This window comes from Prevotella sp. oral taxon 299 str. F0039 (assembly GCF_000163055.2).
Taxonomy (GTDB): Bacteria; Bacteroidota; Bacteroidia; order Bacteroidales; family Bacteroidaceae; genus Prevotella.
The window spans coordinates 103,799-125,708 of record NC_022111.1 but is presented as its reverse complement, the minus strand read 5'-3'; the positions used below and the strand labels follow the sequence as shown (position 1 = coordinate 125,708).

20 protein-coding genes and 1 other RNA gene are annotated in these 21,910 nt (G+C 34.9%); 14 read left to right on the top strand and 7 right to left on the bottom strand.

The window, feature by feature from the left end:
• Positions 1–48: 48 nt before the first annotated feature.
• The 4 genes from HMPREF0669_RS03390 to rnpB all read right to left on the bottom strand — a co-directional run bounded on the left by HMPREF0669_RS03390 (position 49) and on the right by rnpB (position 3,212).
• Positions 49–873, bottom strand: coding sequence for a glycosyltransferase (locus tag HMPREF0669_RS03390; RefSeq protein WP_009228494.1), 825 nt, complete (start codon positions 871–873; stop codon positions 49–51).
• A 71-nt stretch (positions 874–944) separates the two neighbouring features.
• Positions 945–1,352: a hypothetical protein gene (locus tag HMPREF0669_RS03385; RefSeq protein ID WP_009228493.1), complete on the bottom strand. Its 408-nt coding sequence runs from the start codon at positions 1,350–1,352 to the stop codon at positions 945–947.
• A gap of 125 nt (positions 1,353–1,477) precedes the next feature.
• Entirely contained in the window at positions 1,478–2,803 is a 1,326-nt protein-coding gene (locus HMPREF0669_RS03380; RefSeq protein ID WP_009228492.1) for a YihY/virulence factor BrkB family protein, read from the bottom strand.
• Positions 2,804–2,835: 32 nt separating this feature from the next.
• Positions 2,836–3,212, bottom strand: an RNA gene (gene rnpB, locus HMPREF0669_RS09990) — RNase P RNA component class A.
• Positions 3,213–3,577: 365 nt separating this feature from the next.
• Between rnpB and HMPREF0669_RS03375 the strand changes: the two genes are divergently transcribed.
• The 14 genes from HMPREF0669_RS03375 to HMPREF0669_RS03310 all read left to right on the top strand — a co-directional run bounded on the left by HMPREF0669_RS03375 (position 3,578) and on the right by HMPREF0669_RS03310 (position 18,881).
• A complete protein-coding gene (locus tag HMPREF0669_RS03375; RefSeq protein WP_009228491.1) occupies positions 3,578–5,044 on the top strand; it encodes a Do family serine endopeptidase in 1,467 nt (488 codons plus the stop codon).
• 244 nt (positions 5,045–5,288) lie between these two features.
• Entirely contained in the window at positions 5,289–6,152 is an 864-nt protein-coding gene (locus HMPREF0669_RS03370; protein WP_009228490.1) for an RNA polymerase sigma factor RpoD/SigA, read from the top strand.
• A 232-nt stretch (positions 6,153–6,384) separates the two neighbouring features.
• On the top strand, positions 6,385–6,801 hold the full coding sequence (locus HMPREF0669_RS03365) for a hypothetical protein (RefSeq protein ID WP_044045693.1): 417 nt from the start codon (positions 6,385–6,387) through the stop codon (positions 6,799–6,801).
• Positions 6,802–6,964: 163 nt separating this feature from the next.
• Positions 6,965–7,873, top strand: coding sequence for a hypothetical protein (locus HMPREF0669_RS03360; RefSeq protein WP_009228488.1), 909 nt, complete (start codon positions 6,965–6,967; stop codon positions 7,871–7,873).
• Entirely contained in the window at positions 7,834–8,322 is a 489-nt protein-coding gene (locus tag HMPREF0669_RS03355; RefSeq protein ID WP_009228487.1) for a S24/S26 family peptidase, read from the top strand. Before HMPREF0669_RS03360 ends, HMPREF0669_RS03355 begins: the two co-directional genes overlap by 40 nt.
• Positions 8,323–8,339: 17 nt before the next feature.
• Entirely contained in the window at positions 8,340–8,609 is a 270-nt protein-coding gene (locus HMPREF0669_RS03350) for a PqqD family protein (protein WP_009228486.1), read from the top strand.
• Positions 8,610–8,921: 312 nt separating this feature from the next.
• Complete coding sequence (locus HMPREF0669_RS03345; RefSeq protein ID WP_020967122.1) at positions 8,922–9,251, top strand: hypothetical protein; 330 nt, start codon at positions 8,922–8,924, stop codon at positions 9,249–9,251.
• Positions 9,252–9,514: 263 nt separating this feature from the next.
• Positions 9,515–11,854, top strand: a complete 2,340-nt coding sequence (locus HMPREF0669_RS03340; RefSeq protein WP_009228485.1) for a TonB-dependent receptor domain-containing protein — start codon at positions 9,515–9,517, stop codon at positions 11,852–11,854.
• A 41-nt stretch (positions 11,855–11,895) separates the two neighbouring features.
• Positions 11,896–12,693, top strand: coding sequence for a hypothetical protein (locus HMPREF0669_RS03335; protein ID WP_009228484.1), 798 nt, complete (start codon positions 11,896–11,898; stop codon positions 12,691–12,693).
• Positions 12,694–12,750: 57 nt separating this feature from the next.
• Entirely contained in the window at positions 12,751–13,812 is a 1,062-nt protein-coding gene (locus HMPREF0669_RS03330; RefSeq protein ID WP_020967121.1) for a hypothetical protein, read from the top strand.
• Between the two features lie 232 nt (positions 13,813–14,044).
• Positions 14,045–15,184 (top strand): porin, encoded by a 1,140-nt coding sequence (locus HMPREF0669_RS03325; RefSeq protein ID WP_020967120.1) that lies wholly within the window; start codon positions 14,045–14,047, stop codon positions 15,182–15,184.
• Between the two features lie 651 nt (positions 15,185–15,835).
• The gene (locus HMPREF0669_RS03320) at positions 15,836–17,125 is read left to right on the top strand and encodes a threonine/serine exporter ThrE family protein (RefSeq protein ID WP_009228481.1); all 1,290 of its coding nucleotides are present in this window, start codon (positions 15,836–15,838) and stop codon (positions 17,123–17,125) included.
• A gap of 129 nt (positions 17,126–17,254) precedes the next feature.
• Complete coding sequence (locus HMPREF0669_RS03315; RefSeq protein ID WP_020967119.1) at positions 17,255–18,346, top strand: SPOR domain-containing protein; 1,092 nt, start codon at positions 17,255–17,257, stop codon at positions 18,344–18,346.
• Between the two features lies 1 nt (position 18,347).
• Complete coding sequence (locus HMPREF0669_RS03310) at positions 18,348–18,881, top strand: FHA domain-containing protein (RefSeq protein ID WP_009228479.1); 534 nt, start codon at positions 18,348–18,350, stop codon at positions 18,879–18,881.
• A gap of 182 nt (positions 18,882–19,063) precedes the next feature.
• Here the strand turns inward: HMPREF0669_RS03310 and HMPREF0669_RS03305 are convergent, their stop codons facing one another.
• The 3 genes from HMPREF0669_RS03305 to HMPREF0669_RS03295 form a co-directional block, all read right to left on the bottom strand.
• Positions 19,064–19,648 (bottom strand): YigZ family protein, encoded by a 585-nt coding sequence (locus HMPREF0669_RS03305; RefSeq protein WP_020967118.1) that lies wholly within the window; start codon positions 19,646–19,648, stop codon positions 19,064–19,066.
• A 10-nt stretch (positions 19,649–19,658) separates the two neighbouring features.
• Positions 19,659–20,906, bottom strand: coding sequence for a DUF1015 domain-containing protein (locus HMPREF0669_RS03300; protein WP_009228477.1), 1,248 nt, complete (start codon positions 20,904–20,906; stop codon positions 19,659–19,661).
• 69 nt (positions 20,907–20,975) lie between these two features.
• Complete coding sequence (locus HMPREF0669_RS03295; protein ID WP_009228476.1) at positions 20,976–21,893, bottom strand: NAD(P)-dependent oxidoreductase; 918 nt, start codon at positions 21,891–21,893, stop codon at positions 20,976–20,978.
• Positions 21,894–21,910 lie beyond the last annotated feature (17 nt).

Sequence of the window (21,910 nt, the reverse complement as noted above, 5' to 3'; positions counted from 1 at the left end):
GCACAATTAAGATTGGCTTTATTAAAAGAAGAATAACTTCTTCCATAATTAGTTTCGTAATACTGTTTTATAGATAAATGTTCGTATACTATTAGGCAAAAGAAATTGTACCACACCACGTACACAGTCATTATAAAGCATTCTTGACAAAGAAATTAGTTTCTTTTCATACATCCAACGATTAAATTTCAAAACATCTTTATAATATTTCAAACCGCCACGACGTTCAAACTGATCATAACCTGAACGAACATTTACCACAATCTCTGGAATATTTTTAAAGGTACAACCTGCTAATATCATTCTTGCCCAAAGGAAATAGTCTTCCTGAATAAATCCGGCCTGATAGCTTCCTGCCTTTAATAATGCGTCTTTTTTTACTATAATTGTTACATGATTCACTCCACAACGTGACTTCATAAATTGCTTTATATCTTCATCTGAGCAAGGAAGAATACGCTTACTGATGATATTTTCAGGCGTTTCTGCAAATTCTGTAATCATTCCGCCTACTAAAGAAAGATTATCGTCTTTCTTAAACTCGTTCATTTGCAGTTCAAAACGATTAGGAAGCGAAATGTCGTCACTATCCATTCTTGCTAGATACTTATATTGAGCATTCTCAACAGCTATACGTAAAGCTCCTCCTAACCCAATATTTTGCTCCTGATACAATATCTTTAACTGTGGAAATATAGTTTTTTTATCTTCTAGAGTATTTGATAAGGCATTGGGAACAGGGCCATCAACCACTACAATTATCTCATTGGGGGGCAAAGTCTGATTGATAATCGAATCGAGAGCCACATCCAATTGTTCTGGATTATCGCTCTTATAAACCGACATTATTACTGAAAAATCATATTTACCCATTTCCTTTTTGTTTTTATTTTCTGAACTTAAATAATATTGTACTTATTTTGTCTGACACAAATGATTTCTTATTATTTCATAGAAAATAAGTTCACAGCTTCTATATACTTTTCTATTTGAGGATGATGAATTCTATTTAATCTTTTTTGTTTTACCTTTTTTATAGTCCATTGTTGTAAGGCTACTAATAAAAAGCCTATTACGAAACCTATAAGAAAAGCATAATTACCCAATGGAAGATATTGTTCGGGAAAAGCAGACAACACAAAAAAGGGCAATAAGAAGATGAGTGCTAATAGCGTGTAGCGTTTTCGTGCATTACCTTCCATATCTAAAATAGATTGTTTTTCGATGACATAATCGTCAAATTCAGATCTATTAACACCAAAATCTGCCATCTTGGGAAAAGTATCTAAATAGTCGTAATGAGCTATTTTATGTCTCAATTGTCGTTCGAAATCATTAGAAATCCATTCCATATTATTCTTTATTGCTTTAGACTATTATTTTATTATCTCGTAAATGCAATGCTTTTACATTATAATTGCTATGCTTTTACCTTGTAATTGTTATGCTTTTATAATTAAATTACTATGCTTTTTGTTTACAAGTCGATAACAGCTACTTTCCGCAAGCTTTTCAGGTAGTTTCGACGAATGGTGTATACGGCTTGCCAAGCATCACTATCTTCCACCTCTTCACGTATATTCATATCCACATTCCATTGCCCCAAAGCCTCTAAACGATCTATTGCCACTCCCACGGAGATATACTCTGGCGATGTTGTTGGTTGATATACAGGGTCTTGTTCTCCTCCTATCATAATACTCTTACTCATCAGCTCAGCCTCAACCAAATCGTCTAACAGGTTTTGTACTACTCTAATAGGAACATTTGTTTCTATTTTTAGCTCCCTTGCAGTATATGGTTTTCCTCCTAAAGCAAAACGTTTGCAAACCTTATTTAATAATACGAGACTTAAAAATAGCTTATATCGATAGCTTAATTTCTTTATATCAGTAAACAAATCAAACTTCTCTAAATTTTGATTTGTATAACATAGTTCGGCTCCGAACAAACAAATAGTCCACGAAAGCTGTAACCATAACATAAAAAGAGGCAAGGCTGCAAATGAGCCATAAATGGCATTATAACTTGAAAGGAATATCTGTGAGTTGATATACACATATTGTAAGAGCTGCATTGCAAATCCAGAAAGAATTCCAGGAACGATAGTTGACCTTATTTTTACGTTAGTATTGGGCATAAACACATAGAATAGGATAAAAACTATCGACATAATGGCATATGGCATTAATGCAATAATACCCTCCATCATGCTCCCTAAAAAAGTATAAGCATGCGCTTTATCTGCAATTGTTGATATGTATATGGAAATCCCCGATGTTAAAACAATCATGATAGGAATGATAAAGAACATCGCAATATAATCTACAAAAGTGCGAACAATTGTTCTTTCTGATTTAACATTCCATATATCGTTAAATGTAAGCTCTGTTTTTCTGGTTAACATAATGATAGTCCAGAGCATAAAAATAAGTCCAATTCCTAAGAATACACCACTTTTTGTATGCACAAGATACGAGTTTACAAAACCAATAATGGTCTCTGCCACCTGAGGTTGACTATCTAAAGCACCTCTAAACCACACTTCGATGTATTTAGAGTAACCAAATCCTCTAGCAATAGCAAACACCACAGCACAAATTGGTACAACAGCAAGGAGCGAACTATAGGTTAATGCAGATGCATAGTCCATTATCCGCTTCGTTGTAAAGAATCTAATAGAGAGAAAAAGAACTTTTATTACGTTATAAAAAAAATAACGCAAGGTAGACACATCACTAGAACTGATGCGCCAAATATCTGTTGTCAGAAATTGTTTTAAGTCTCCAAATTTTGTTGTCACGTATCTTTCTTAATCTAAAGTGTAACAAAAAGAAAAACAGAGTCTCTATAAGCCGGGTTCTGTTCCTTTATATTCTCTCGAAAAATAAAGGCATCTGTCATTTATCTAGATTGCAAGTCACCTTACAACTCAAGCATTCTACCCTCCATCGAAATAATTCGAGCGAGCAACTCTCAAACGATGGTATACGCGAACTTGCAGCTTTCGGATGGTACAGCTTAACGATCACCCATTAACTGGTAGTCTCTTACACTACCTTCTCACCCTTACCATCTTGCGATGGCGGTTATTTTCTTCTACCATATCCTACTATTACTAGTAGCTTTTACTTTCAAAAGCGAAACGCTCTACGCTGCCCGGACTTTCCTTTTGCCTCTTTTAAAGGCAAACGACAGAAACAAAACTCTGCATTTCTTAATTGCAAAGATAGGAAATATATATGGATTTAAGTGCTGAAAAGAAATAAAAATGAGTAAATAGATACCTTTTATTTATTCTAGTATATCGATTTAAGCAAGAACAAGCCCTCCATATTCTAACTAATAATACAATTCAAATAGAATAATCAATAAAAGAAAGAAAAAAGAAAGAATATGTGTTTAATAGCCGTTAAGAGTTTACTTCAAACTGTTAAAACAGAATAAAGATTATCTATAGAATGATAAATTCATATATTTTGCAGTTATATTTGTAACGACTTAACACGAAAACGACATAAAACTCTGTTTTAATAGAGTATAAAGCCATCAATAAAAACAAATTAAATTATTGCATATGAAAAATTATTCTAAGCATGTTCTTGGTGCTATGTGTATTGGTGCCATGGCATTATCTACAGGAACTTTTTTAAAAGTAAATGCAAATACATCAACAGCAGCACCAACAGGGCAACTTGTTGATTTAACTTACGCAGCAGATAAGTCTCTTCCTGCTGTGGTATATATTAAATATGTCCAAAATAGTAAGGTACAAACTGTTAATGTAGAGTCTGATCCTTTCTCTGATTTCTTTGGAGATCCATTCGGATTCTTTGGCAATCCACGTGGCGGACAAGGCGGAACTCAAAAGCGACAAGTACAAACTCCAAAGAGAGAAGCTAGCGGAAGTGGTGTCATTATCTCTCCCGATGGATACATTGTAACCAACAATCACGTTGTAGAAGGAGCTGATCAGCTTACAGTTACCCTAAACGATAATCGTGAATACAATGCAAGAATAATAGGAACAGATAAGAATTCGGACCTTGCTTTGATCAAAATAGACGGGAAAAATTTACCTGCTATTCAAATAGGAAACTCTGATGATCTTAAAGTAGGCGAATGGGTGCTTGCCGTTGGTAACCCTTTCAACCTCAATAACACTGTTACTGCGGGTATTGTTAGTGCCAAAGCACGTTCTTTAGGAGCTAATGGTGTGGAGTCTTTCATACAAACCGATGCTGCAATTAACAGCGGAAATTCAGGTGGTGCACTTGTCAACACACGTGGAGAGCTTGTTGGTATCAATGCAATGCTCTATTCTCAAACAGGGTCTTACAGCGGTTATGGATTTGCAATTCCTACAACTATTATGACAAAAGTTGTGGAAGACCTCAAGAAATATGGTACCGTTCAACGTGCAATGTTAGGCATTATAGGTACAAATGTACTCGACTGGAAAGACAAACAAAAAGAAGAGGGAAAAGAACTAGACCTCGGAACAAACGAAGGTATATATGTTTCAAAAGTAGAAAATAATAGTGCAGGCGAGTCTGCAGGCTTAAAAGAAGGTGACATTATTATTGCAGTAGATGGTAAAAAGGTTACAAAAATGTCAGAACTTCAGGAACTTATGGCAGGAAAACGCCCTGGTGACAAGCTCACAATCACTTATTTACACAATAAGAACAAAGAAAGTAAAACTGTAACACTGAAAAATGCACAAGGAAATACAAGTATAATGAAGACAGCCGACCTTGATGTACTTGGTGGAAACTTCCGTACTGTAACAGAACAACAAAAGAATGAACTAAAAATTGCTTATGGTTTGGAAGTAATTAAGGTAAATGATGGCGCATTAAAAAAGGCTGGAATCGGTAAAGGTCTTATCATCTTAGATGTCAATGACACTCCGATGAAATCTTTATCAGACCTTCAAAATGCGGTAAAATCAGCCTCTACATCTAAGGATCCAGTCCTTTATATCAAAGGAATATGGCCTACTGGCAAGAAAGATTACTTTGCAATACAAATCAACCAATAAACTTTATTCGTATAATTTATCTACAATCAACGAGGAGACAAAACAAGTTGTTTCCTCGTTGATTCTTTTTTTAGGAATCAAAGAGACGAATCACACTAGAGAAAAAGCATAATATACAAGTACAGAAATATTCAACCATTCAAAGATACAGAATATATAAAATGGCATGAATAAATCATTTAAAGTTCTTGTCAATATTAAATAAAATCTATATATTTGCAAATAGCACAAAATCTGCAGACAAATGAGACAACTAAAGATATCCAAATCGATTACAAATCGAGAAGATTCTACTCTTGATAAATATTTACAAGAAATTACACAAGAGAAACTTCTCACCACAGAAGAAGAGATTACCCTTGCCCGTAAGATTAAAGAAGGTGACAAAGATGCCCTTCAAAAGCTTACAAGAGCAAATTTACGCTTTGTTGTTTCTGTTGCAAAACAATATCAACACCAAGGACTTAGTCTTCCAGACCTTATCAATGAGGGAAACATTGGCTTGATAAAAGCTGCAGAAAAGTTTGATGATACAAGAGGATTCAAATTCATCTCATATGCAGTTTGGTGGATTCGCCAAAGTATTATGCAAGCTCTTGCCGACCAAAGTCGTCTTGTTCGTTTACCACTCAACCAAGTAGGATCGGTAAATAAGATAAATAAAATATCACATAAATTTGAACAAGAGTTCGAAAGAAAACCTTCTATTGCAGAGATTGCAGAAGAGATCAACTTACCACAAGAAAGAGTTTCAGACGCAATTAAAGGCAATAACCGACACGTTTCGATGGATGCTCCATTAACAGACGGCAATGATAATGGACTTGCAGATCTGCTTCAAGGAAACGAAGGACCAGATATTGATACTCATTTATTATTAGAATCGCTTCGAGAAGAATTGAAGTTGGCTCTAAATATATTAGATGAACGTGAACGTTTCGTTATTGAAGCATTCTATGGAATCAACCAACCTGAGATGACTCTTCAAGAGATTGGTGCAAAAAAGGGATTAACAAGAGAACGAGCACGACAGATTAGAGAGAAAGCAATAAGGAAATTAAGAAAGAATACACAAAACAAACTTCTCAAAAGTTACCTTGGAAAATAAGTAAACAAAGATAAATTAATTTATAATATCTCACTATTTTTGTCAAAGGAGCAAACCAATATAATTAAGATAGAGCGTAACTCTAAAGGAAGAAATTATAAATGGCTACTATAATTAAATATTTTAAGAATAAATAATCAACAAAACAGCCTTTTAATAGTAACCTCTTAGAGCTATGAAACATTAATTTATGGTTTCAAAAGAGTTAGGAAATCAAATAGAAATAATATTTATGGCAATTGTAAACAACAAGAAGTTAGTGCTTCTTTTATTATTCTTCATCTGCTTTATTAGCGGATTCTCAGCAACAAAACAAACCAAAATATACATCTTTGGTGTTGCAACTTCATTCAAAGATTCAACATTATATATTACAGAAATTCAAGAAATAAGCAATGCTTACATCGATAGTAAAACTAAATTTCTTGTTGAAAGAGACAATTATTCCTATCAACTAAGAGATTATTTAAAAGCTATCGGAGAACAAACACCAACTGTAAGCACAATATTTGCTACAGAAAAAAAAGATATTGAGAAGAAATATTTGGTTATAAAAAAGAAGTATTTAGACCCAGGCTTATATCAAATAAAACAAATCGACAACACAAGTTTTATATTTAAGCCAATTACTCCTACTACAATAGAATAGCTTTTGCAATGTAAACTCATTGCTATTTGTAGTCTAAAGCTATGCTTTTATATAGCAATAGCAATACTATTACAAGCCACTTGGTAAACTCTCGTCTTTTAAGTAGATCGTTACTATTATATAAGTAGGAAAAGATTATAAGCATAAGACATTATCACAATCAATGAAGACCCAAGATATTCACGATTTTAATATCGCTGAGTTAGACATCAGAATAATCTTCGAAGGTGATGGAACGAACAATATTAATCTCATTCCATCATTTAGTTCTTTTGCAACAAATGAAGCAAAAGGAGAAAGATTGTTTACTTTGACTGTTTTAGACGAATTAGATCTTCTCGCAGAAGAGAAGTTAGAGAAAATCAGAAACTTTGACACAGGAAATGGAGAGACCAGTGTCGACAAAATAACTACTGGTGGCTATCAGTTTATCATAAATAACATCCACAACAAAGAGTGTTGTTTATTAATAACAAATGATGATTTTACAGAATGCCGTTGCAGGCTATTGGGAAGCTATACGATGCGTAGTTTTGGATTAAACAACGCTCTTATCCTTATGTATGCCTTTGCTGGCGGATTTAAAGACACTTGTTTAGTCCATGCATCTTTAGTAAGACAAAACGGCTATGGATATGCTTTCATAGCAAAAAGTGGAACAGGTAAGAGTACACAAGTTAGCTCTTGGCTAAGATATATCCCCAATTGTGATCTTATGAACGACGATTGTCCTGCAATACGCATCATAAACAACGAAGCATTTATATACGGAACACCATGGAGTGGAAAGACTCCTTGTTATAGAAAAATTAAAGCTAAGCTTGGAGCAATTACAAGAATAGATCGATCCTCAACCAACTCTATCGATCAACTCCGCCCTGTTGAGGCCATAGCATCACTCCTTCCTGCAATATCTACAATGAAATGGGATAAGATTATTTATAATAATACACAACAAATTATATTCAAATTGGTTGAATTAACATCACATTACATTCTTCATTGTTTACCCAATAAAGAAGCTGCACAAATATGTCACAAAACAATAGCCAAACAACAAACATTCATTTAAGCAATAAGCAATTCTTCCCCGAAATAATAAGACTCATTAGAGAAGGACATACTGCAACCATTAATCTATATGGTTACAGCATGCGCCCATTTCTTGAAAATGGAAGAGACAAAGCTATTCTAACCCAACCTACCAACATTAAGGTTGGAGACCCTGTGCTTGCCGAATTAACTGGTCAACAATACGTGTTACATAGAATCATTTCAATTAAAGGAAACAAAGTAACTCTACGAGGAGACGGCAACTATCTTTGCGAATATTGCACCATTAGCGATATCAGAGCATCGGTGATTGGGTTCTACAGAAAAGGCAGAAAAACAATAGATTACACCAATCATTGGAAATGGAAAACCTATTCTTTCTTTTGGACAAGACTATTTCCTATTCGTCGTTATCTGCTCTATATCTACAGAAAAATATTCCTTAAAAACATCATTCAGCAACAATAACACAATAAAATATCAATATGAAGACAAAAAAAGATTTCTCATTAAAAGAAGTTTGTGGCGAATTTATCCTCATTGCAGAAGGAAAAAACAACATAGACTTTAGCAACATCATCAGTATGAATGAATCGTCTGCGCTTTTATGGAGAGAGATTGAAGGTAAAGAGTTTACCGAAGAGACTTTAAGAGATATTCTTTTAGAACATTATGAGGTTGAACCTGAAGATGCATTAGCCGATGTGCAAAAGCTAATTCATGTATGGAAAAACTCTCATTTAATTGAAGAATAAGAGAATTACATTTTATTTACAGCTCCTTTCCTCGTTATATATCCTACTACATCAAGTCAGATATAAACGGAGAAAGGAGTTTTATTTTATAAATTCACCTGAAAAAGCATTATCAAATTACCAATAACAAGCCACGATAGACACAAATCTGTTTTTACCCAAAGTATAAAACGCACACATTTGTATTATTATCACATTCTCTTTCTTAAAAAAATACAATACAATTACATAAACATTGTTTTTTAAAAGAATAATCTTATCTTTGCAATACTATCGAATAATAATTTTTCATTAAGACAAATCAATAGTATAATGATAAGTAGAACCACCATTAAACGCTGCTATGCATGGATGTTATTATTAACATTCACTCTAATGCTGTCGTTAAAAGGAATCCACTATCATTATGAAACAAATCACGACTGTGATGTAAAAACAACTCAAAGCACTACATGCACAACAGTAAAAGCAAGCTGTAGTGTCTGTGACTTCGTGTTCCAAAAAGCAAATGCCATAAAGAACATTGTTTATATCACACCTGTCCCCTATTCTATTGTAAAGTATCTATCATTCGATACTCCCTGTGTTTATCTTAGAATATTATCAATAAACACTAATTCTCCTCCATTCTTTTGGGCATAAAGCATTAAAACAAAATGCAACTTACTTGTATTTTCTTTTTTTAAATATATCGAAGTGATTTATAGACACACCAGCTTAAACGATTGTGCCTATATATAATAAGGTATAAACAACTTCACGCTTATTTACTTTGGGTATATTATAAAAGATAACCTCATTGTAAGTATTCTACAAAGACATTAGGCTTAAACTTTAGTTCAATGACTATTGGCTAAAAATTGTCGGCTTAATAAAAATAAACCATATAATTTTTCTATTTCAAAATGAAACAAAACAAGTATCTACTGGCTCTCAGTATACTTGTTCTTTGGGGCTATTCGGCACACGTTAGCTTTGCACAAACAGCTACAGAGCTGCGTAAAGAAAGTTCCATTGAACTACACTTTAAAGACAAGGAAAGCCAATTACCTGTCTATGATGTAAATGTTTGGATTAATCAAGAAGCTATTCCTAGCAATAGCCAAGGCTTAATTGCACTTCCAAAAGACATCAAAAAGACCGATATTATAAAGGTTTCAAGCATTGGATACAAAACTATCCAACTACATTTTGGCGATATCGAACATAAAAATGGACAGAATGTCATTCAACTTATTCCCGACACAAAACGCTTAGACGAAGTGGTTGTTAGAGGAACTAAAAGTAGTGTGAGTGTTAACTCTGTATCATCAACTATCAATTCACAAGCCATTCAAGGAGCAATGGGCAAATCTTTGGCGTCATTACTCGAAAATGTCAGTGGAGTTAGTAGTATTCAAACAGGCACAAGCACAGCAAAACCAGTAATACATGGAATGTATGGCAACCGAATTCTGATGATAAACAATGGCGCAAGACAAACAGGTCAACAGTGGGGACTCGACCATGCACCCGAAATAGACAAGAATGCAAGTGCTACTATCAAAGTTATTAAAGGAGCAGAATCTGTTCGTTATGGTTCAGAAGCATTAGGAGGAATTGTTGTTCTGGAACAGAAGACACTGCCATATCAAGTAGTTAAGCCTTCAGGAAGCATATCAACACTTTACGGAAGCAACGGGAAACGCTTCAATGTGGTTGCAGAAGCAGAAGGAACAATGCCTTTCTTACGTGACATTGCATGGAGATTACAAGGAACATATATCAATTCTGGAGACGCTTCAACGGCAAAGTATGTGCTAAACAACACTGGTTATCGTGAACACAACATGTCGGCAACCTTAGGATACAAGCATGGTAAGCTCAGAATTGAGGGCTTTTATAGTTTATTTAATCGAAAAGAAGGTGTGATGTTCAGTGCTCAAATGGGTAGCGAAGAGTTGCTTCAAGAGCGCATAGCCTTAGGCAAACCTGTATATGTTACGCCTTTTTCTCGCACTATCACTTACCCTTTTCATGCTGTTAATCATCACACTGCCATTGGAAAACTATATTTTGATGGTGGAAAGTTGGGCAATTACTTTTATCAAGTTGCTTTTCAAAACGACAATAGAGAAGAAAACAGAATGAGAAGAGCAGGGCCTTCCTCTATTCCTGTTGTAAGTATGAACCTCACTTCGTTTCAACATTTATTTAAATGGGATAAGACTTATGACCATTGGACCACAGAATTAGGTGCTTCTTATCTACATATTAGGAATAAAAACCAAGCAGGTACAGGCATTGTTCCTATCATCCCCAACTACACTGAGTATGATTTTGGCACTTATTTCATACAAAAATACAGTCATAAGAAATGGAATGCAGAGGTAGGAATTCGTTTTGACAACCAGGAAACAAAAGCTTTGGGTTACGATTACACTGGTAGTTTATACGGAGGACATCACAACTTTAGTAATGTTTCCTACAACTTAGGCTTCAATTACCGTCCTTCAGAGAACTGGAACTTTACTTCTAATCTAGGACTTGCATGGCGTGCACCTCACGTTTATGAGCTTTATAGCAACGGAAGTGAGCTTGGTTCAGGTATGTTTGTGGTTGGAGACACAACAATGCACTCTGAACAAAGTACGAAATGGGTTACTTCTGCAGTGTATAAAAATAGCGTTATCAATGCAAGAGTAGACGCTTATCTTCAATGGGTCAATGGTTATATCTACGATGAACCAAGCAATCAGTTCATAACTGTGATCTCAGGAGCGTACCCAATGTTCAAATATAAGCAAACAAATGCCTTCTTTCGTGGTATAGACTTTGATGTAAAAGTTCAACCAATCAAGGCCATTGAATATCATTTTCTATGCGGTTTAATATGGGCAAATGATAAAAAGACCAATAATTATCTTCCTTTTATTCCTTCATTCCGTTTCGATCATGATATAACTTGGCAAAACATCAACATCGGAAAAATTAAAGCTTATGCGCAATTAAAGCACCGCTTTGTTGCAAAACAAACACGTTTTAACCCTCAAAGCGATCTTATTAACTTCACACCACCTGCTTATAACCTCTTTGGAGCAGAGATTGGAGTTGAATGGAACATTAACACCAGCAATAAATTGCATATTCATTTAGCTGCAGACAACATCCTAAACAAAGAATATAAAGAATACACCAACCGCTCAAGGTACTACGCTCACGACATGGGACGTGATGTTCGATGCACCATTAGTTGGTATTTTTAATCGATACATTATAATATAAATAATATAAAATAAAAAGAACAATGAAAAAAAATGTATTTTCTACCATGGCAAAATATGCCACATCGGTAACAATAGCACTAACAATTGTAGCTTGTAACACAAATCCCGACGAATCAGTAGATGAGACTAAAAACAAACTTCATGAAGACCCTGCACGCATGGAGTTAGTACTTACAGAAGTAAACTCTGCACAATCGTGGGAAGAACTGTCAAAAACAGGAAAATTAGTTACGAGCAATACCAATGCAAACAATGAGAAACAAAACACCCAAACCATATCTTACGAAACACAAATAGGTAAAGGTTGGGTTATATCTCCTAATAGTGCAAGCAAGTTTGTGGTATCCTCTACCAAACAAAGTACAGTTGATAACAAACTACTCACGGTTCCAGTATACACCCTTGCTATAAAATATTATAACAACAAAGGAGAGTTAATGAATTATCAGTTCCTCACTAATGGTCAAGATGCTATTCATCAACATTTCTTCCAGTTACCTAAAAACAATCCAGTGATTGTCAATGGCAAAGAAGACTCTACCTTAAAAGCTGAAAATTTAATAGATTATCTCTATGCAGACACCGATTTTAAAGATGGTAGTTTTATAGGTTCAACTAATCCTATTGGGCTTAATGGTATTATAAGATTTTTAGTTCCTAAAGCTAATTATACGCTTAGAGTAGAATTATTTCATGGATATATTGGTAAAAAAGATCCTCGTACGCAGGCATTCTCACCTTTTTACCACCCTTCTCCTTTAATGATTCAAACAGGAACATGGGATGTTCAAGTAAACATTCCTATCGAAGTGAAATAAACAATACTATATTATAACATTTTTCATTACTCAATTATTCTTTAAAACTCAAAAATCATGAAAAAAAACGTATTAAATCCAGTACATTGGTTAGCTATGTTTATTGTTTTTACAACACTCTTCACTGCTTGTCGAAAAGATATAGACGATCAAATACCATCTCCCCCGAAAGAAGAGAATACCAATGGAAAACCAAACTCTAACAAGTTAGAAGAAGAAGACGAGATGCCAGCGAAGGTTTCTGTAGAGTTAGTAGAATGTCACATGCATGGTTCGTGGACAAAAGTACAAACTCAAGGTGGCACACATCAAAATCCTGAAAGCAAAGCAAAGTATATGCGACGTATACAAACCGTAACTTATAACTACGATAAGCAAAAGGGTTGGACTTTAGCAGATGGTAGTCAGTCTAAATTCTACACTATAGAAGCGCAAGATTATGGAACTGAAGATGCTCCAAACCCTGCTCCTGTGTATCTTATGTTTATTAAATACTACAACGACAAAGGAGAAGTTATCAATCAACAGTTTATAGACAATGGTGCAGATGCACAACATCAACATTTCTTTACCATAGAGAATGCTTCCGATATGTTCACAGGCAAGCCTTTAACAGCTAAGAACACTATAAACGATTTACTGGAATATAAGTATGCAGACACCACTCCTTGGAACAAAACCTATCACAGTGGCGAAGCTAAACTCACAGGCACTACAAACCCAATGGGCTTCAAAGGTGTTTTAAGATTTATGCAAAATCGTGTCACTTTTAATCTTAAAATAACATTAGTTCATGCACATAAAGGCAAAAAAGATGCTCAAACAGGCAACTTTAGTCCGTTCTTTGCACCTTCAAAAGCACTGCTCTCGGCGTCGGATATAGACATTACGTTTAGTATTCCAGTAGTAACTTACGCTAATAGAGAGGAATATATTGAAGAACTTGAGGAGACTACAGACACTAAATCGATAGCCGAAAACAGTTTAAGTGCTAACAGTAACCGCTTTATTCAGGCTATTATGAAGGCATTTGGTTTATCGTGGACAGAAGCATTAACCGACTATCAAACGCTTTTCTACACACAAGGAGAGGTTGAGTCAGGTGCTATTTGGTTATAAAACCATAACAACGACAAATTAAAAGATATTAGGTTAACAATAAGAAGGTATTCAGTATAACTCAGCTCTCATTGTAATTCATTTCGAATGCAGTGAGAGCTTTTTTCTTGTTCTCCTCCTACAGACATCTAGGAGCTTGTTACATACGTCCATAGACTAGTAATCTTTTCAATAAAGAAAAGTCATTCTTACATATTTTTTGTACATTTGCACCAACAAAAACAATCTAATTATGATAAGAAATATAATTCTTGCAACAGCACTACTAGCTTCTACCCTCTCAATGAATGCACAAACTGAAATACCAAAGTGGATTACTAATGTAAAAATTAGTGGTTATGGCATTCTAGATTACAACGTAAATACTCAGAAAGGCAATCGTTCTAACTCATTTAATCTTCGTCTTGGACGTATTGCTCTTGACGGAAAATTCCTCAACGACTTTGCTTGGAGAATTCAAATGCAAGTAAATGGCAACACATCCTCATTGGGAACATCTCCTCGTTTGGTTGATTTATTTGCAGAATGGCAAAAGTATGACTTCGCAAAAATTAAATTTGGACAGTTCAAAAGGCCTTTTACTTTTGACAATCCCTTACATCCTATCGACCAAGGATTTATGAGTGTAGCACAAAGTGTAAGCAGTCTTTCAGGCTTTAGCGATAGAACTGGCGAGCATGCATCAAATGGTCGTGATATAGGCGTACAACTTCAAGGAGACTTTCTCAAAACTGCCGAAGGACGAAATCTGCTCCATTATCAAATAGGCGTATTCAATGGAGAAGGTATTAACACGAAAGATGTTGACCAACAAAAAGACATTATTGGCGGATTATGGGTGATGCCTGTTGATGGTTTGCGCATTGGTGCATTTGGTTGGACAGGCTCTACCACACGAAAAGCAAACTATACAGAAGAGGTTACTGTAGGAACTATAACCACAACACAACGCGTTAGCAAAACTGTTACATTACAAAAGCGCAGATATGCATTATCGGCAGAATATAAAAAGAACGACTGGACACTAAGAAGTGAATACATTCATTCTACAGGAAAAGCTTTTGCATCTAAGAATCCCGATGGGAAGAGCAAGCAATCTGTTAGTATTTCTAGTTTAGGAGACCAAGCAGAAGGCTGTTATGCTCTTGTTATTGCACCAATTATAAAGAAAAAGTTATATGCAAAAGCACGTTTCGACGCCTACACTCCTACTGGTTCTTGGGCACAATCAAAAAGTCTTTACGAGATAGGTATCGACTATGACATCGACAAACACTTTAGAATTGCAAGCGAATACGCCATCGTTAAAGATAAGACATTAGTTAACTCAAACTATAATATCATGGACATTCAGGTATCATTTAGATTCTAAACACATTGTAATCTAATATAAAATGCCTTTATCTTTAAATAATGCACATTGAACATCAAAAATATTCATAACTAAAATGAATCTTTTTATATGCCAAAAGCACTGCTATTACAAGGCAAAAGCAGTGAGTTTACATCACAAAAACAATGCTTTTAATCAGTATTTTATATTGACTAATAGAAAATGGAGTTGCAAAAAACAATGCAACTCCATTTTATTTTCATATAATGAAAGTTCCTTTGAAACAAAAATTCATCAATTTCATATCCCAAAATATCAATTTAGCAAATAAACACATATAATAAATGAAGTAGAAAACATCATTATCTATAAAGAGTCTCATAGAACTTTCAAAATAACAATCACTTCATCACATCCCAATCAAAATACATTTTCTCTCAAATTATTTCAAGAATAAATATAAAAAAAACAAATAATATAGTCAAAATTCATCATCTCTCGAAGTATATACATTCTATTAAACTTTAGAAAAAATCTTATTTTACATCAAAAGTAACCATTATAACTTAGAAAAAGAGAAATACAAGATTTTAAGAATTATTAAAAGTAGGAAAATTACCACTTAATTAACAAAAAAATTGTACTTTTGCAGTCCGTTTATTATATGATTTTAAAGAATACTAAACAAGTATGCAAAACGAAGACATTCACAAAGACCTAAAAGAAAAGGCGATTTTCTTAGCAGAATATGCTGCAACTTTAGATGCAGTAGGTGCACAAACATCTCGTACATCTTATAACACTAAACGTATTGCAAAGTCATTTGGCTATTGGTGCAATATGATTATGCTCCCTAACTCTGTTAGTATCACCCTACATAACGAAAATAGAGAACATTCATATACCTACGTTAAGAGAACCCCTGAACTTGGTCTTAACTTTAATGTCAACATGAAATTGTCTCATCTTTCATGGCTTGCATCTGACAATAACTTTTCTTTAGATGAACTTTGGACTCGCTTTAAGAATATTATTTCAGAGCCAAGAGAAAGCAGATGGACTGTTTTATTCCTAGTTTCGTTTGCAAATGCTGCCTTTTGTAGACTTTTTGACGGAAACTATACCTCAATTGCAATCGTGTGGATTGCTACCTTTATAGGCTTTTTCATTCGTCAAGAACTTTTGAAAAGACATTGGCACATACTTATGGTTTTCACCATTTGCTCCTTTGTCTCAACCATGATAGGCTCTACCGACTACCTTTTCTTTCACGGAGGAACTGAAGATATGTCGCTAGGAACATCAATGTTATATCTTGTTCCAGGTGTTCCCATCATCAATGGAGTTATGGATATGATTGATCATCACGTACTTAATGGCATTGCAAGACTTACAAAAGCCTTTATGTTGGTGGTTTGTATTGCAGTAGGATTAACCTTTACTGTTATTCTTTTAGATGTAAATCCATTTACGGTAACAAAAGTTACTTACCCCAATGTATTGCTTGCAGCTATTAAAGATGGGCTTTTTGCTATCATTGCAGGTTTAGGTTTCGCCATCATCTCTAATCCTCCACGCAAAGCTTTGTTTATAACAGCCTTACTTGCATGCGTTGGTCATGGTATTAGATACTTCTTAATGCACCACGAATCATTAATGCTCGACCAAGTAACAGCATCTAGTATTGCAGGTTTATCAATCGGTCTTCTTGCGATTCCTGCTGCTATGAAGATTCATTATCCTGCCGAAGGATTCGCATTTCCAGCTCTGCTACCAATGGTTCCAGGAATGTTTGCCTACAAAGCCATTAGAGATTTAATAGGAATTGTGCGTAGCCCAGATACAACAAATGACTATGTCAATTTGTTCTTCCACAATGCAACTCTCACAATTCTTGTAATGATGGGTATGGTTGCTTGCTGTGTTATTCCTATTTTCATATTTCACAAACAATCATACTCAGTAACACGAGACGAATAATAGGGGTAAATAAAAACTAAAAGAAAGTATTTTAGGTAAAAAATCAAATAAAATAAAAAGATAGATTTTGTCCACAAAAAGAGAAAGAAGCATTCGTTTAAGTAAGAAAAATAAGGTATATTTGCATTTGTGATTGAATTAGAAAGACATATTGAGGTACTTTTGCTGAATAATGACTGTGTTATTATTCCTAATTTTGGTGGATTTATGGTTCATCATGTAGAGGCTAGATATGATGAAAAAGACCATATATTCTTACCTCCATATAGAACTTTAGGATTCAACCCACAGCTAAAAATGAACGATTCATTATTAGCACAATCGTACATTGAGGCTTATGACATTAGCTATCCAGAGGCAATTAAACGCATCGAGAGTGAAGTTGATGAACTAAACCAAATACTCGACAACGAAGGTGAATATGAGTTAAACGATATTGGCAACCTGCATCGAAACGAAATAGGTTCTTTTGACTTCATTCCTTGTGATGCAGGAATACTCACTCCCTATCTTTATGGCTTGAGTTCGTTTGAGCTTGAATCTCTAAATTCAATCAAAGCAAAACAAAATCAGGAAATACCTGAAGATAGAAAAGAAACAAGTAATATTCCTTCTGGTATACAAGCATCAGAAAAAAACAATATATTTGCAAATCAATCGTCGCTTTCTTATAATACAGAAGAAGAACAACAAGACCAAGAAAAGAGTATTCGCATATCAATAAGCATGCTCCGAAATATTGCTGCAGTAGCAATATTATTCGTTGTTCTAATGCTCATCCCCACTCCATTGTCTAACAAAAAGGACAATTTAATTCAAAGTGAACTCAATACAAGTCTTCTTTATAAAATCATTCCTCATGATGTTATAACTGAGAAATCAGGTATAACTCCTCTTAAGAGAATTGCCCAAAAGCCACAAGCTGAAAGCACTAAGGAAGTTAAAGTTAAGGAAGTTATAGAGGAAGTGAATGCTCCTCAAAAACAAGAAACATTTTATACTATTGTTTTAGCTAGTAGAATTACTAAGAAAAACGCTGAAGCTTATACAGAAAGTCTTAAAAACAAAGGACTTGAAAATGCTGAGATACTAGCTAAAGGGGCTCATATTAAGGTTATTTGTGGCAGATATGAATCTGAAAAAGAGGCATACAAAGCAATGAATAAATTGAATAACAACCCTGATTTTGCAGATTGTTGGGTAACAAAAATTCAAGAATAGAATGAAAAGAGCAAGATGTCCTAAGTGCGATAACTATATAACATTCGATGAAACAAAATATCAAGAAGGACAATCACTTATATTTTCTTGCCCTGATTGTGGCAAGGAATTTGGCGTTCGCATTGGTATCTCAAAGTTAAAGAATACTCAGAAAGAGGAAATTCTTGACGAAAATGCTAATGAAAAAGGAGCAGGTTCTATCGTTGTTATCGAAAATGTTTTCCATTATAAGCAAATTATCCCTCTTCAAATGGGCGATAACGTGATTGGAAGATACATGAAGAACAGCGGAATTAATTGTCCAATTGAAACCAATGACCCAAGTATTGACATGACACATTGCATTATTAATGTAAGTAAGGACAAGAAAGGGCAGCTTAAATATGTTCTTCGTGATGGTCCTAGTTTCACTGGAACATTCGTTGATAATGAGATTTTAGGAGATAGAGAACGCCGAATTATTGAAGAAGGTTCATTATTCACCATTGGCGCAACAAGTATAATACTTCGCTCTGCACAAGAAACTGGCGAATAATATATTTATTCTTTTAAGTTCAATAAACCATAATACAAACACAATAGAGAAAACATTTTCTTTATCAGATAATGTGAATGTGAAGATTATTATTCTCTTTTATATCTAAAAATCTTAATTTTATATTTCTTTTAGGGAAGTTATTAGTAGCTTGAATAACAAGAATAAAAGTTAAGAATAAGTTACTCAAATGCTAATTTATTGAGGCGTTCTTCTAAAAAAGAAGCCATCGAGCGCTTAATGGCAAGGGTGATAACACACGTTTCGTCATATTTTTGCTCAACAATGCGTGGGTTTAACTCTTTAACTACCCTCATAACGCTATTCATCATCACATAAGGAAAGGTGAAAGTAATAGTTTCTTCAATCGTCTTCTCTATCACTTGTGCAGCAGAAAGGGCTTCTGCAGTCGCCTCACGATAGGCAACTATCAATCCACTTGTCCCGAGTTTCACTCCTCCAAAGTAACGAACAACCACCACAAGTATATTAGTTAACTCACGAGAATTGATCTGTCCGAGAATGGGTTTACCTGCAGTGCTACTGGGTTCTCCATCATCATTGGCTCTGAAGTCAGTTCTTTCAGGTCCTAACATATAGGCATAACAAACGTGCCTAGCATCGTAATACTTCTTTTTATATTCGCTTAGAAGGTCTTTTATTTCTTCGATTGTTTCTACAGGATGTGCAAAAGCGAGGAATTTACTACGCTTTTCGGTATAAATCCCCTCGCTTTTATCTTGTATTGTTAAATAAGTATCACTCATAAACAATTGTTTACGACAACTTATGGATAACCAATCCCGAACGAAGTTTAGGTTCAAACCATGTTGCTTTGGGTGGCATTATGTTGCCAGTATTAGCAATATCCATAATTTGTTGCATAGAAACAGGATAGAGTGCCAATGCCATTTGCATCTCTCCACTATCAACTCGGCGTTTAAGTTCTTCTAAACCACGTAGTCCACCCACAAAATCTATACGCTTATCGGTACGGAAATCTTTGATTCCTAAAATACTATCAAAAATTAAGCGACTTGAAATATCAACGTCTAAAACACCAATTGGGTCGTTATTGTCAAAGGTTCCAGCCTTAGAAGTTAGGCTATACCAATGTTTATTTAAATAAAGTGAGAAGTTATGTAGGGCATTTGGATGATAAATATCTGTTCCTTTATCTTCTACAACAAAGTCTTTTTCTAGGCTAGTAAGGAACTCTTGCTCTGTAAGTCCATTTAAATCGGTCACTACTCTATTGTAATCTAGAATGGTTAATTGCGATGCTTGGAAACAAACGGCCATGAAATAGTTATACTCTTCGTCGCCTTTATGATTTGGATTTTGCTGTGCTTTCTCTGCACCAACTAAGGCTGCAGCTGCTGAACGATGGTGTCCGTCGGCAATATAAAGTGCTGGCATCTTTGCAAATTCTGAGGTAATGAGCTTGATATCCTCTGTATTCTCGATAATCCAGAATTGATGTCTAAAGCCATCAATAGGAGCAATAAAATCATATTCGGGTGTAGTTGCAGCATAACGCACTATTAATTGGTCAAGAGTTGCATTGTCGGGATAAGCAAAGAACACAGGTTCGATATTGGCATCACACACTCTTACGTGCTTCATTCTATCCTCTTCTTTATCCTTTCTAGTAAGTTCGTGCTTCTTAATTGTACCATCTAAATAATCATTCACATAAGCTCCAACAACTAAACCATATTGAGTTTTGTTGTTCATTGTTTGTGCATAGATATAATAGTGGTCTTTTTCGTCTTGCACTAACCAACCTTTTTCTTGGAAATTCTTAAAGTTTTTAGCTGCTTGTTCATACACTCTAGGGTCGTATTCGCTTGCGCCTACCTCGAAATCAATTTCTGGTTTGATAATATGATATAAACTCTTTTCGTTGCCTTTAGCCTCTTCTCTAGCTTCTTCTGAATTCAATACATCGTAAGGACGTGACTCTATTTGTTCAACTAGCTCTTTAGGAGGGCGTATTCCTTTAAATGGTTTTATTGTTGCCATTGTGATATTATTCTATGATAACTGTTTGAATGCAATGAAGTCGCTATATAATAACGACTTCATTAGCTTTTATTTATTCACTTGATACTTTGTGCATCCTTCGTTAAAAAAGGCATTTATTTGCTTAGCAGCAGCGATTCCTGCATTGGTATTGGCTTCGTTTGTCTGCGCTCCCATCTTCTTTGGAGTTGAGAAATAACGTCCATCGAATTGCACAAACAGCTCATCTGCACTTGGTTTGATGTCTGTTATAAATTGAATGTCTTGACGCTCAGCCATCAACTTCAATAGCTCTTCTTCGTTAATAACCTCTTTACGAGCTGTATTTACTAAGATTCCGCCTTTAGGAAGCTTACTTACCAATTCATAGTTGATGCTCTTTGTAGTTTCAGGAGTTGCGGGAATATGAAGCGAAACAATATCGCATTGTTCAAATAATGCACTTGGCGAGCTTACTGTTTTTACGCCATCGCTTTCTATTTGCTCTGCTGTGCAATAAGCATCATAAGCATAAACTTCCATACCAAAGCCTCTTGCAATGCGTGAAACGTTTCTACTGACATTGCCATAAGCCAATAAACCAAGTTTCTTTCCTTTGAGTTCTGAACCAGATTTACCATTATAAAAGTTGCGAACTGCATATACTAATAAGCCAAATACAAGCTCTGCTACAGCATTTGAGTTTTGTCCTGGAGTGTTTTCAACCACCACTTGGTGTTCTTTAGCACTTTGAATGTCTACATTATCATATCCTGCTCCAGCACGAACAACAATCTTTAATTCTTTAGCTGCATCTAAAACATCTTTATCTACGATGTCAGAACGAATGATAACTGCGTTTGCTTGAGCTACTGCTGATAAGAGTTCAGACTTCTCTGTGTACTTTTCTAAAACCTCAACAGAATGTCCTCCGTTTACTATTTCTTGTTTAATAGCTTCTAATGCCTCTTTAGCAAAAGGCTTTTCGGTTGCAATTAGTACTTTCATATCTTATCTTTTACATT